Below are 12,931 nucleotides of genomic sequence, written 5' to 3' on the forward strand. Positions count from 1 at the left end.
GTGCTATTTTGCACGGGGCTTTTGTTTCAAACGTCAATTGTCAATTGTTGAAATGGTAATGGTTACTTCTTCTAAAACGTCTAAAAATACGCGGACGGTGTCTAAGGCAGTAAACATGGTAATGTTGTTTTCTACCGCACAGCGCCTGAGCTGATAGCCGTCGGTTTCGTGAGTTTTTGCGTTAATGTCTTTGGTGTTGATTACATAGGTTACATAGCCTTTGCGCATAGAGTCGAAAATACCGTCGTCCCCTTCGCCGCTGGTGCGTTCCCTGGTTCTGATGCCGTTTTCTTTTAAGAACTTCGCAGTGCCATGTGTTGCTTCGATGTTAAAGCCCAAATTGTAAAACCGCTTGATGAGCGGAAGCGCTTCGTTCTTATCCTTGTCGGCAATGGTAACGAAAACCGTACCATAGTTCACCACGTGCATGTCAGAAGCCTGTAAGGCCTTATACAGCGCACGGGTTAAGGATTTGTCGTAACCAATGGCCTCGCCGGTGGATTTCATTTCTGGTGAAAGATATGCGTCAAGTCCGCGGATTTTCGAGAACGAGAACGCCGGCGCTTTTACATACCACCACTTTTTCTCTTCGGGGTAAATGGAGGTAAAGCCCTGTTCCTTTAAAGATTTTCCCAAAATAACCAGCGTGGCAATGTCTGCAAGCTGATAGCCTGTGGATTTCGACAAAAACGGCACTGTTCTTGAGGAACGGGGGTTAACCTCTATTACATAAACGTTATCTTCCTTGTCCACAATGAACTGAATGTTGTAAAGCCCGATGATGCCGATGCCCAGCCCCAAACGTTTTGTGTAATCCAAGATAACGTTTTTCACTTCTTTTGAAATGCTGAACGTAGGGTAAACGGAAATTGAGTCGCCGGAGTGGATTCCCGTACGCTCCACGTGTTCCATAATGCCCGGAACGAACACGTCTGTCCCGTCGCAAACCGCGTCTACCTCAACTTCTTTTCCGATGATGTATTTATCCACCAGCACTGGCTTGTCCTCATCAATTTCAACGGCGGTTTTCAGGTAGTGGCGCAAACCTTCTTCGTCCGCCACAATCTCCATTGCCCTGCCGCCCAAAACATAGCTGGGACGCACCAATACAGGATAGCCGATCTCCTCTGCCGCACGAATTCCGTCCTCCATTTTGGTCACGGCTTTCCCGTTTGGCTGGGGAATTTCCAGTTCCTCCATAATTTTTTCAAAAGAGTCCCTGTTTTCGGCCCGCTCAATTGCGTCACAGTCTGTTCCAATGAGCTTAACGCCCCGTTTCTTTAAAGGCTCGGCAAGGTTAATAGCCGTCTGCCCACCTAAAGATGCGATAACGCCCATGGGTTTTTCCAGTTCAATAATATTCATAACGTCCTCAACGGTAAGCGGCTCGAAATACAGCTTATCGGAGGTGGTGTAGTCTGTGGAAACGGTTTCAGGATTATTATTGATGATGATAGACTCTATTCCGCTTTCCTTAATGGTTTTCACTGCATGCACCGTGGAATAGTCGAACTCAACGCCCTGCCCGATTCGGATAGGGCCGGAGCCTAAAACAATAATTTTCGCTTTATCTGACACGATTGACTCGTTCTCCTCCTCATAGGTGGAGTAAAAATATGGAATATAGCTGTCAAACTCGCTGGCGCAGGTGTCAATCATTTTATACACCGGAAACATGTTGTGTTTTTTTCGCATTTCAAACACGTCGTCCTCTGTCATCTGCCAGAGATGGGCGATATATTTGTCGCAGAATCCCATTTTCTTTGCCTTGTAAAGCAGGTCGATGTTTCCAACGCTTTCGGGCTGTTCTAGTACCTTTTCAAAATCCACAATGTTTTTAATTTTATCTAAGAAAAACATATCAATTTGCGTCACGTTGCAAATTCTTGAGTGGTCCACGCCCAAATACATGAGCTGGGCAATGGCATAAATCCGGTCGTCCGTGCCCTCTTCAATATATTTCATCAAATCGTCTACCGACATTTTGCTCTTGTCAAATTTTGACATGTAAATGTGGCACACGCCGATTTCCAAAGACCTGGTTGCTTTCAGCAGACTTTCCTCCATTGTCCGGCCTATGGCCATAACCTCGCCTGTGGCTTTCATTTGGGTAGAAAGCTTATTCGACGCCTGGGTAAACTTGTCAAAGGGGAACCGGGGCATTTTGGTTACCACGTAATCCAGCGTGGGCTCAAACGACGCGGGGGTATTCGCAATCATAATTTCGTCTAAGGTCATGCCCACGGCAATTTTAGCTGAAACCCTTGCGATTGGGTAACCGCTGGCTTTCGATGCCAAAGCCGACGACCTTGACACCCTGGGATTTACCTCAATTACATAATATTGAAACGACTGGGGGTCTAATGCAAACTGCACGTTACAGCCGCCCTCTACTTTTAATGCCCGAATAATTTTCAGCGCACTGTCGCGGAGCATGTGATATTCCTTGTTCGTCAGCGTCTGGCTGGGGGCGACTACAATCGAATCCCCCGTATGTATGCCCACAGGGTCTAAATTTTCCATGTTACAAATAGTAATGGCGGTGTCGTTTTTGTCGCGCATTACCTCATATTCAATTTCCTTATAGCCCTTAATGCTTTTCTCTACCAAGACCTGTCCCACAGGGGAAAGCTTTAAGGCGTTTTTCATAATTTCGCAAAGTTCTTCCTCATCGTCGGCAAAGCCGCCGCCTGTGCCGCCCAGCGTAAACGCAGGACGAAGCACTACCGGATATCCAATCTCTTCCGCCGCCGATTTTGCCTCGTCAATAGTGTGGGTAATCACCGACGGCAGCACCGGCTCGCCCAATTCTTCACACAGCTCTTTAAACAGTTCTCTGTCCTCCGCCCGCTCAATACTTTCGCTGGACGTTCCCAAAAGCTCCACCTGACACTCGGCTAAAACGCCTTTTTTTGCAAGCTGCATGGCAATATTAAGACCCGTTTGTCCGCCAATTCCCGGAACGATTGCGTCCGGCCGCTCATAGCGCAGGATTTTTGCCATATATTCAAGGTTTAACGGCTCCATATATACCTTATCCGCAATGGAGGTATCGGTCATAATGGTTGCGGGGTTTGAGTTTGCCAAAACCACCTCGTATCCCTCTTCTTTTAAGGCAAGGCACGCCTGGGTGCCCGCATAGTCGAACTCTGCGGCCTGGCCGATTACAATTGGGCCGGAGCCAATAACCAAAACCTTTTTAATATCACTTCTTTTAGGCATTGCCGTTCGCCTCCTTCATTAAGTCGATAAACCGGCCGAACAGATAGGTGCTGTCCTGGGGGCCGGGGGCGCTTTCCGGGTGATACTGCACAGAAAACAGCCTGTCCTTTTCACATTCTAAGCCTTCCACCGTCTGGTCTAACAGATTGATGTGGGTTGGAGTGAGAGGCGTCTGTTCCAGCGAGGTTAAATCCACGGCATAGCTGTGGTTTTGGCTGGTAATTTCAATTTTGCCGTTTTTCAAATTTTTCACCGGATGGTTTCCGCCCCGGTGCCCAAACTTAAGCTTATAAGTTTGGGCTCCGTAGGCAAGGCTGATTATCTGATGTCCTAAGCAAATGCCGAATATGGGATATTTCCCTCTAAGCTTTTTCACCGTTTCAATGACGGGCAGCACATTTTCAGGGTCGCCAGGCCCGTTTGACAAAAACACACCGTCGGGCTTCATAAAATCAATTTCGTCCGCCGTGGTGTTATACGGCACAACGGTTACGTTGCACCCGCAGCTGTTTAAGCTGCGGATAATGTTTAATTTAATTCCACAGTCAATTGCCACCACGTTATATTTGTGGTTAGACGTTCTGGAATACCACCGCTTTTTGCAGCTCACCTTTGCCACTGCGTCCTTCGGAATGTCAACGCTCGATAAAATTTTCAAAGCGTCCTCCTTGGCGGTGGAAGCGTCGGTAATAAACGCCTTTCTGCTGCCAAAGTCGCGAATTGAACGCGTAATCATTCTGGTGTCCACGCCGTAAATTCCCGGAATTCCGTTTTCCTCCAAAATCTCAGACAACGTTTTTGTGTAGCGGAAATTGCTGGGCATGTCGTTATAGTCCCGCACCACCAAGCCGCCGATGGTGGGCACCTTCGTTTCAAAATCTTCGTCTGCAATGCCATAGTTCCCGATTAAAGGATAGGTCATTACCACCAGCTGATAGGTATAAGATGGGTCGGAAATAATCTCCTGATACCCCACCATTGAGGTGTTGAACACAATTTCGCACACCCTGTCGCAGTTCGCGCCAAAGCCATATCCATAGTATTCCTTGCCGTCTTCAAAGACAATTTTTCTGTCGAAATTTTTTTCCATATGCCGCTCCTTTTTCCTCATAAATTTCTGCTTATTTCAGCGGATTTCATAGTTACCCTATTTAAACTTATTATTTAAATTATATCACCGCAGAAAATAAAAGTCAACAAAGAAAATTGGTTTTGGCAAAAAAACAGACAGAGGGTTAAAAACCCTCTGTCTGCGCATTTTCGCTAATTTTTATTTAGCGTTTTTTTGTGAACGATTCACAATCCGTGCACTCGCACATGGTCGGATTGCTTTCATGCGTTCCTACCTGTATGCTGTCAAGCGTACAGTAGTTTTGGTCGTCACAGTGGTATTCGCACTGTGATACGGTACATTTAATGGATGAATTTGCTTTACAACTCATATTCAAACAACCTCCTATTTTTAAAGCACACAAAAACGTTTGTGTCCTTAAAAATAGTGTATGCAGAATATAAGCGTTTTAAACAGTATAATTTTGTTAATTTGCACGTTTAAATTTTTCAACCTGATATTGGTCAATCCCGCAAAGCTTTACACTCCGACGTACGCTTCTGAGTGTATTAAACTTTTTTGCAAGGCCAATGTCATGAACAAACAGCCTGGGCGAAAAGAAATATTTCTCCTCGCAGCCGGTTAAAATTTTTAATACGTAATAAATGTCAAATTCATTTTCACCACTAACACATAAATTCATAATTTCTCACCCCGGATATTAGTTTATCACACTACCGGGACAAAGTCAACAAAAAGTCACACTTTGTAACACATATATTACACAATGTGTCAATTATATTACATTTTGATTACATCAAGTTAAAAAATGCACGTTTTCCAAGAAAACAAGCACTGCCGCTCAGTTCCTCTTCAATGCGCAGCAAACGGTTATATTTGCAGACTCTGTCTGTGCGTGACGGCGCGCCGGTTTTAATCTGACCTGAATTTGTGGCAACGGCAATGTCTGCAATGGTGGTGTCTTCTGTTTCACCGCTCCTGTGAGATGTCACAGCTGTGTAACCAGCACGGTTTGCCATTTCAATGGCGTCTAACGTTTCGGTTAAGGTACCGATTTGATTCACTTTAATTAAAATGGAGTTGCCCACACCGTTCTTTATTCCCCGCTCCAGCCGCTGAGTGTTGGTTACAAACAGGTCGTCGCCCACGAGCTGAATTTTATTTCCCAAGGCACTGGTCAAGTCCTTCCAGCCGTCCCAGTCCTCCTCGGATAAGCCATCTTCTAAAGAGATAATTGGGTAGTCGGAAGCAAGCTTTTCCCAGTATTTTATCATTTCATCCCGCGTTTTAAACACATCGGTTTTCCAGAAATAATAACCGTCGCGCCCTTGTTTTTTCGCTTCTTCAAACAGTTCGGTGGCCGCCGCGTCCATCGCAATCTGAAAGTCGTCTCCGGGAACAAAGTTTGCCTTTTCAATTGCCTCGCAAATCAGCGCCAGCGCGTCTTCGTCGTTTTTCAGATTTGGCGCAAAACCGCCCTCATCACCCACCGCTGTGGAATAGTTTTTCGATTTCAGCACGCCCTTTAAGCTGTGAAACACCTCGGCGCACATGCGAAGTGCCTCCGAAAAGCAGCATGCACCTGTGGGCATAATCATAAATTCCTGCAGATTCACGCTGTTGTCGGCGTGCTTGCCGCCGTTTAAAATATTCATCATGGGCACCGGCAAAACATGGGCGTTAGCACCGCCTATATAGTTATAAAGGCTGGTGCCCAACGATGCCGTTGCTGCCTTTGCCGCCGCCAGCGACACGCCTAAAATGGCGTTGGCGCCTAAGCGCGACTTGTTGTCCGTGCCATCTAATTTTATCATTTTTCGGTCAATATCCCTCTGGTCTAACACATTTAAACCTATAATTTCGTCGGCAATTTCGTTGTTTACGTTGGAAACGGCGTTTTTCACACCCAGCCCTTTGTAGCGCGACTCGTCTTTATCCCGCAGTTCCACCGCCTCAAACGCGCCAGTAGATGCGCCGGACGGCACAGACGCCCGGGCGCACACGCCGTCTTCCGTGCAGACGCACGCTTCAACGGTGGGATTGCCTCTGGAATCTAAAATCTCTCTTGCATACACATCTGTAATTTCAATATAATTTTTCATATTCTGCCTCCAATTTTAAAAAAATAAAAATGCACACTCTATACTATAGAGTGTGCATTAAAGCCAAAAAATATGATGCTTTCTATTATTTTTCTATAATACTTGTTCCCGTCATTTCGGCAGGTTTTTCAAGCTCCAAAATATCCAGCATCGTCGGGGCAATGTCTGCCAGCACGCCGCCGGAGCGGAGTTTCACGTCTCCGCAGCCGATAACAATAAACGGAACCGGGAACGTGGTGTGTGCCGTAAACGCACCGCCGGTTTCAGGGTCAATCATCTGGTCTGCATTGCCGTGGTCAGCAGTCACCAGCATTGCACCGCCCATAGAAAGAATTTTGTCTGTCACCTTTCCTATGCAGGCGTCAACGGTTTCAACCGCTTTTACAGCACTTTCAATCACGCCGGTGTGGCCCACCATGTCGCAGTTTGCATAGTTTAAAATCACAACGTCTAAATCGCCGCTGTCAAGTTTTTTCATCAGCGTGTCGGTCACCTCCGGCGCGCTCATTTCCGGCTGTAGGTCGTAGGTTGCAACTTTGGGTGAATTAATCAGCGCCCGGTCTTCCCCTTCCGACACCTTTTCTACCCCGCCGTTAAAGAAAAATGTCACATGGGCATATTTTTCCGTTTCGGCAATTCTCAGCTGTTTTAAACCATGCTTACTCAAATATTCGCCCAGGGTGTTGGTTAAAATCTGGGGTTTAAACGCAACCTCCACGTTGGGCATTGTCTTGTCATACTGTGTCATGCACACAAAATACAGCGGAAAAAATTTGCGTTCAAAGCCATTAAAATCAGGGTCAACAAAGGCACGGGTAATTTGGCGTGCCCGGTCGGGACGGAAGTTTGCAAAAATCACGCTGTCGCCCTCTGAAACGGTAGCAACCGGTGCTCCGTTTTCCGTAATAACTGTGGGGATTACAAACTCGTCAGTTACATCAGCCGCATAGGATTTTTCCACGGCGGACACGGGGCAAATATCTGTATTGCCTTCGCCTGCTACCATTGCGCGGTATGCTTTTTCCACCCTGTCCCAGCGGTTGTCCCTGTCCATGGCGTAGTAGCGGCCCATCACCGTGGCAATTTTGCCCACGCCAATTTTTTTAAGCTCTTCCGCCATCTGCTCCACGAACTCTTTGCCGGAGGAAGGGGGCACATCGCGCCCGTCTAAAAAGCAGTGAACGAACACCTTTTCCAGGCCCTTACGTTTTGCAAGCTCGGCAACGGCATAAATGTGGGAGTTGTGACTGTGCACACCGCCGTTGGATACCAGGCCCATAATATGCAGTGCAGTGCCGTTTTTCTTCGCATGTTCCACCGCACCCACAAGAGCTTCGTTTTCAAAAAAGTCGCCGTCCTGAATGGATTTTGTAATACGTGTCAGTTCCTGATAAACGATACGCCCTGCGCCCATGTTGGTGTGTCCCACCTCAGAGTTTCCCATCTGCCCGTCGGGAAGGCCCACCGCCATTCCGCTGGCTGAAAGCTGCGTGTGGGGATAGTTTAAAAACAATTTGTCCAGGTTTGGCGTTTTTGCCATTTTAATGGCGTTGCCCTTATCCGCAGGGTTTATGCCAAAACCGTCCATAATACATAATAACAAAGGTTTTTTCATTGATTTACCATCCTGTTCCTTTATGAAAGAGGCTGCAAAAAGCAGCCTCTTTGCCATTTTTTATTTCCAGTTTACGATTGTTGCAAAGTCCGGTGCTTTTAAAGACGCGCCGCCAACCAAACCGCCGTCGATATCGTTTTCAGAGAACAGCTCCGCCGCATTGCCGGCATTTACGCTGCCGCCGTATTGAATGGTGATTTTTCTTGCAGCTTTGTTGCCGTAAACCTCTGCCACACATTCGCGGATTGCCTTGCAAACCTCCTCCGCCTGTTCGGTGGTTGCTGTTTTGCCTGTTCCAATTGCCCAAATGGGTTCATAGGCAATAATGGTTTTGGAAACCTGTTCTTCAGTTAAACCGCTAAGCGCAATTTTTGTCTGCAAACGAACCAAATCGTTGGTAATGCCATATTCTCTCTGTTCTAAGCTCTCGCCCACGCAAACAATCGGCGTTAAACCTTTTTCAAACGCTTTTAAAACCTTTTTGTTTACTGTTTCGTCGGTTTCGGCAAAATATTGTCTGCGTTCGCTGTGGCCGATTATTACATATTCAATACCCAAATCCAGCAGCATATCGGCGGAAATTTCGCCGGTGTATGCACCGCTGTCTTCAAAATAAACGTTCTGCGCGCCAACTTTAATGTTGGTTCCCTTTGCCGCTTCCACAGCTGCCGCAAGGCAAACAGCCGTGGGGCAAACAATTACGGTGTCCTTTGCGTCTGCAACCTTCGGTGCAAGCTCTTTGATTAAAGCCGCAGCCTCAGAAGGGGTTTTGTTCATTTTCCAGTTGCCGGCAATCACCTTTTTCTTCATGGTAAGGCTGACAATTCCCGGAAGCGCTTTGCCTTCTAAAAATTCAAGGGATGCGCCGCCGCCGGTAGAAATGTGGCTCATACGGCTTCCCAGGCCCGCCTGGTTCACCGCCGCAACGCTGTCGCCGCCGCCGATAACGGTGGTAGCATCAAGCTCAGCAAGCTTTAAAGCAATGGCGTTTGTGCCCTTTGCAAAGTTGGGCATTTCAAACACGCCCATGGGCCCGTTCCATACAACGGTCTTTGCGCCGTCTAACGCTTTAGAGAACAGTTCAATGGTTTTCGGACCGATGTCTAATCCCATCCAGCCGTCAGGAATGTTGCCCTCAACAACCTTCGATTCTGCGTCGTTATTAAATTCTTTTGCAACTACTGTGTCAATCGGAAGCAAAATTTTATCGCCGGCCTGCTCCAGCATTTTTTTCGCATAATCAATATAATCTTCTTCTAAAAGAGAGGTGCCAATCGTTTTTCCCTGCGCCGCAAAGAACGTATAGGCCATTCCGCCGCCGATAATTAATTTATCCACTTTTTTGAGCAGGTTTTCAATAACCGAAATTTTAGAAGAAACCTTAGAACCGCCCAAAATGGCAACCAAGGGACGCACGGGCGAATTTACCGCGTTGCCTAAGAATTTAATTTCCTTTTCAATCAGGTAACCTGCAACCGCCGTGTCAAGATATTTTGTAACGCCCACATTGGAGCAGTGCGCACGGTGTGCCGTGCCAAATGCGTCGTTTACGAAAACGTCGGCAAGGGAAGCAAGCTCGGCCGAAAACGCATCCACATTTTTTGTTTCTTCCGCACGGTAACGCGTGTTTTCCAAAAGCACAACGTCGCCGTCTTTCATGTTGGCAACGGCTTTTTTCGCATTTTCGCCAACCACATTGTCGTCAGCGGCAAAAATCACCTCTTTGCCCAGCTTTTCAGACAGGCTTTTTGCAACGGGAGCCAGCGATAGCTCCGGCTTTGGCTCGCCCTTGGGCTTGCCCATATGGGAGCAAAGGATTACTTTTGCACCGTTGTCGATTAAATACTGAATTGTGGGCAGTGCGCCGACAATCCTGTTATCATCTGTAATTTCCAGCTTGTCGTTTAAAGGCACGTTAAAGTCGCATCTTACCAAAACTTTTTTGCCTTTTACGCAAATGTCTTCTACTGTTAAATTCATCATTTCCACCTCTTAAAAAAATTTGTGTCTTAACATAACTATCCATGTATATTATAGTATAATTTTTCCATGATTTCAAGTCCCATATAGACAAAATTTTGTCAAACCCCTGTAAAATAAATGTCAAATTTCGTCATGTTTAAAAATTATTTACGTTTTGTTCATAATTTGTTCATATATCTATGGTATAGTTTATTTGTCGAAAGAAATTTCGGCAAAATCTCTAATTTTCATAATAATCCCCCGGAGCCTGTGAGCAATCACAGGCTCCACCCTTTTTTATGGGCAAATTCACCGGAATTAACAATTTGTTGATGATTTTTTGGAAAACTTATGGTATACTAATCGTAAATTCTTATTTATTATGTGTTTAATATGAAAATATATGAAAAAAATTACAGGTGACAAATGTTCGGTTACGTTCAAATTTATAAAGATGAACTGAAAGTGAAAGAATATAATGTGTTCCGGTCATACTATTGCGGGCTGTGCAAAACCTTAAAGGATGAATATGGCTTTTCGTCCCGGATGGGGCTGAACTACGACTCTGTTTTTCTTGCCCTGATTTTATCTTCCGTCACAAACGCAGAATTTTTCTGCCAGGCAGAACGATGCATTGCGAACCCCTTTCGCAAAAAGGCGGTAGCGCAAACGAACAAATGCTTGTCTTACAGTGCAGGCGTTATGGTGATTTTGGCGTTGTTAAAGCTTCGCGACAACATGCACGACGAACACAGCATAAAATCTTTTTTTGCTTATTGCTGCATGTGGCGCGCAAAGCGCCATGTGTTAAAACGCTATGGTGGGCTTTACAAAAAGAGTGAAGAATTTATTTTTGCGCTCTCCCGTTTGGAAGCAGACAGGTGCGCTTCCATCGACCAGCTTTCCCATGAATTTGCCTCCCTTATGCAGCTTTTGTTTACACCGGATTTTATTGAAGATCAAAACACACGCCGAATTTTGGGCCACATGGGATATATGCTGGGGCGGTTTATTTATATTTTAGACGCATATGAAGACATGGAGAAAGACAAAAAAAAGAACTGTTTCAACGTTTTTCTATTAAATCCTGCCCTGCCGGACAAAGAGGAGCTACGTGCTTCTTTAACCTTTACCTTAAGCAGCGTTGCCAGCAGCTATGAACTGCTAACTTTAAAAGTGAACAAATCAATTTTAGACAACATTATATATTTAGGTCTTTCAAATGTCTTAGATAACGTGTTAGACCACAAAGGAGAAAAAAAAGCATGAACGATCCATATGAGGTGCTGGGCGTGCCAAAAAACGCCACCCAGGACGAAATTAAAGCGGCTTACAGGAAACTGGCAAAACAATATCATCCTGATAAATATGTGGGCAATCCCCTTTCCGATTTAGCTTCGGAAAAATTTAAAGAGATTAACGAGGCCTATGAAACGCTCACCAACGGCAACGCTTCCGGCAAAAGCTCCTATTCCGGCGGCTACGGGCAATCTTACGGCAGCGGCAATGGCAGTGCGGGAACGTTTGCTCAGGTGCGGAACCTCATTAACTTAAACTCGTTAGATGAGGCGGAGCGGATTTTGGACGCTGCCACCGACAGAACGGCAGAATGGTTCTTTTTAAAGGGCAGCTTATATATCCGCCGGGGCTGGCACGATCAGGGTGTAAATTTTCTCAGGCAGGCGGTAAACATGGATCCCTCCAATTCAGAATACCGCAGAACATTAAACTCCATTGAGGCACAGCGCCAACAATATAGAAACGTGGGCGGCGGAATGACCAACGACAGCACTTCCATGTGCAACTGCTGCGGAAATCTTATTTGCGCCGACTGCTGCTGCGAGTGTATGGGCGGCGATTTAATTCCCTGCTGTTAAATTTTCATTTTTAGCCCGAAAACTACGCGCGGGCAGAAAGGCGAAAAGAAATGACACGAAAAATGGCGTTTTCCTCCATTATGACGGCGCTTACGGTTGTTTGCCTTTACGGTTCGGTGGTTCTTCCTACGGGAAAAATTGCGCTTTTGGCAATGACTTCTCTCTGCGTTTTGGTAACGCAGGCCGAATGCGGGACGAAATTTGCACTGATACAGTTTTTGGCTTCGGCGCTGATTGGCTCACTTTTGGTGCCCTTTAAATCGCAAATTGTTATTTTTATCCTGTTCATTGGCTACTACCCCATCATCAAAAGCCATATGGAGCGCATTGGCAAACGATGGCTGGAATGGTTGGTGAAAATTTTGTTTTTTAACGCGGTATTAATTGTGGCATATTTTACACTAAAATATTTTTTACTGGCCTACATCAATTTCGGGACAATTTTTAATATTGTGTTATCCCATTTAATTTTTGTGGTAATCATTGCAGAAATTGTTTTCGTGTTGTATGACTATATGTTAAGCATGCTTGCCTCTTACTATATAAATGTGGTTCAAAAGAGGCTTAGAATAAACAAATAACAAAGAAAGGCAGATGGAAAAATGAAACATAAATTAGCTGCCGCCGTTTTAAGCTTTGCAATGGCGGTTACTCTGATTTCTGGCTGCGGCGCGAAAGAAAACCAAAATGCGTCCTCCTCCGTTACGCCGCTTCCTGTGGCAACGGCAAATCCCGATATTACGCACCCTGAAGGAAGATATTATACCTCCAACAACGAACTTAAGGCCGAAGGCGGATTAACTGTTCTTGGAAGCGATTTTTTGAAAATTATGATTGACGGACAGGAGATTGAATTTGCGCTTTCTGAAAATGCCAAACGCGAAATTTCAATTTATAACAAGGATGAAAATAATCCTCGAATTATGCGTGGAACAATGCTTTTAATAACCTACACAGAGCGTGACCTAATTAAAATTGCGGACACCATGGATATTATTAATTCAAACTAAAAAAACGGAACGGCTTAAAGCCGTTCCGTTTTTTAGTTCAAATTGTTATTTTACCGTTTGTTTCGGCATTG

Annotated in this window: 11 protein-coding genes; 4 read left to right on the top strand and 7 right to left on the bottom strand. The window is 45.5% G+C overall.

The window, feature by feature from the left end; genetic code table 11:
* Positions 1-33: 33 nt before the first annotated feature.
* From carB to tpiA, 7 genes are all read right to left on the bottom strand, one after another.
* Positions 34-3,222, bottom strand: coding sequence for a carbamoyl-phosphate synthase large subunit (gene carB, locus H8698_RS02005; protein WP_177680405.1), 3,189 nt, complete (start codon positions 3,220-3,222; stop codon positions 34-36).
* Positions 3,215-4,312, bottom strand: coding sequence for a glutamine-hydrolyzing carbamoyl-phosphate synthase small subunit (carA, locus tag H8698_RS02010; protein WP_249310960.1), 1,098 nt, complete (start codon positions 4,310-4,312; stop codon positions 3,215-3,217). Before carA ends, carB begins: the two co-directional genes overlap by 8 nt.
* 184 nt (positions 4,313-4,496) lie before the next feature.
* Positions 4,497-4,664, bottom strand: coding sequence for a DUF1540 domain-containing protein (locus H8698_RS02015; protein WP_177680407.1), 168 nt, complete (start codon positions 4,662-4,664; stop codon positions 4,497-4,499).
* A gap of 96 nt (positions 4,665-4,760) precedes the next feature.
* On the bottom strand, positions 4,761-4,976 hold the full coding sequence (locus H8698_RS02020) for a hypothetical protein (protein WP_249310961.1): 216 nt from the start codon (positions 4,974-4,976) through the stop codon (positions 4,761-4,763).
* Positions 4,977-5,085: 109 nt separating this feature from the next.
* Complete coding sequence (gene eno / locus H8698_RS02025; RefSeq protein ID WP_249310962.1) at positions 5,086-6,396, bottom strand: phosphopyruvate hydratase; 1,311 nt, start codon at positions 6,394-6,396, stop codon at positions 5,086-5,088.
* A gap of 85 nt (positions 6,397-6,481) precedes the next feature.
* Positions 6,482-8,011: a 2,3-bisphosphoglycerate-independent phosphoglycerate mutase gene (gene gpmI, locus H8698_RS02030; RefSeq protein WP_249310963.1), complete on the bottom strand. Its 1,530-nt coding sequence runs from the start codon at positions 8,009-8,011 to the stop codon at positions 6,482-6,484.
* 60 nt (positions 8,012-8,071) lie between these two features.
* Positions 8,072-9,994 (bottom strand): triose-phosphate isomerase, encoded by a 1,923-nt coding sequence (gene tpiA, locus H8698_RS02035; protein ID WP_249310964.1) that lies wholly within the window; start codon positions 9,992-9,994, stop codon positions 8,072-8,074.
* A 405-nt stretch (positions 9,995-10,399) separates the two neighbouring features.
* Here tpiA and H8698_RS02040 point away from each other — a divergent pair, with 405 nt between their 5' ends.
* The 4 genes from H8698_RS02040 to H8698_RS02055 are packed head-to-tail and all read left to right on the top strand — an operon-like array spanning position 10,400 to position 12,860.
* The gene (locus H8698_RS02040; RefSeq protein ID WP_249310965.1) at positions 10,400-11,242 is read left to right on the top strand and encodes a DUF5685 family protein; all 843 of its coding nucleotides are present in this window, start codon (positions 10,400-10,402) and stop codon (positions 11,240-11,242) included.
* Entirely contained in the window at positions 11,239-11,850 is a 612-nt protein-coding gene (locus tag H8698_RS13240; protein ID WP_177680413.1) for a J domain-containing protein, read from the top strand. Before H8698_RS02040 ends, H8698_RS13240 begins: the two co-directional genes overlap by 4 nt.
* A gap of 50 nt (positions 11,851-11,900) precedes the next feature.
* Positions 11,901-12,431 (top strand): hypothetical protein, encoded by a 531-nt coding sequence (locus H8698_RS02050; RefSeq protein ID WP_249310966.1) that lies wholly within the window; start codon positions 11,901-11,903, stop codon positions 12,429-12,431.
* 21 nt (positions 12,432-12,452) lie between these two features.
* A complete protein-coding gene (locus H8698_RS02055; protein ID WP_177680415.1) occupies positions 12,453-12,860 on the top strand; it encodes a hypothetical protein in 408 nt (135 codons plus the stop codon).
* Positions 12,861-12,931 lie beyond the last annotated feature (71 nt).

Source organism: Congzhengia minquanensis, from assembly GCF_014384785.1.
GTDB lineage: Bacteria > Bacillota > Clostridia > UBA1381 > UBA9506 > Congzhengia > Congzhengia minquanensis.

Bases quoted from the DNA above. Each gene is read 5' to 3' on its own strand.
- carB (WP_177680405.1), bottom strand. From the start codon at position 3,222: ATGCCTAAAAGAAGTGATATTAAAAAGGTTTTGGTTATTGGCTCCGGC.
- carA (WP_249310960.1), bottom strand. From the start codon at position 4,312: ATGGAAAAAAATTTCGACAGAAAAATTGTCTTTGAAGACGGCAAGGAA.
- H8698_RS02015 (WP_177680407.1), bottom strand. From the start codon at position 4,664: ATGAGTTGTAAAGCAAATTCATCCATTAAATGTACCGTATCACAGTGC.
- H8698_RS02020 (WP_249310961.1), bottom strand. From the start codon at position 4,976: ATGAATTTATGTGTTAGTGGTGAAAATGAATTTGACATTTATTACGTA.
- eno (WP_249310962.1), bottom strand. From the start codon at position 6,396: ATGAAAAATTATATTGAAATTACAGATGTGTATGCAAGAGAGATTTTA.
- gpmI (WP_249310963.1), bottom strand. From the start codon at position 8,011: ATGAAAAAACCTTTGTTATTATGTATTATGGACGGTTTTGGCATAAAC.
- tpiA (WP_249310964.1), bottom strand. From the start codon at position 9,994: ATGATGAATTTAACAGTAGAAGACATTTGCGTAAAAGGCAAAAAAGTT.
- H8698_RS02040 (WP_249310965.1), top strand. From the start codon at position 10,400: ATGTTCGGTTACGTTCAAATTTATAAAGATGAACTGAAAGTGAAAGAA.
- H8698_RS13240 (WP_177680413.1), top strand. From the start codon at position 11,239: ATGAACGATCCATATGAGGTGCTGGGCGTGCCAAAAAACGCCACCCAG.
- H8698_RS02050 (WP_249310966.1), top strand. From the start codon at position 11,901: ATGACACGAAAAATGGCGTTTTCCTCCATTATGACGGCGCTTACGGTT.
- H8698_RS02055 (WP_177680415.1), top strand. From the start codon at position 12,453: ATGAAACATAAATTAGCTGCCGCCGTTTTAAGCTTTGCAATGGCGGTT.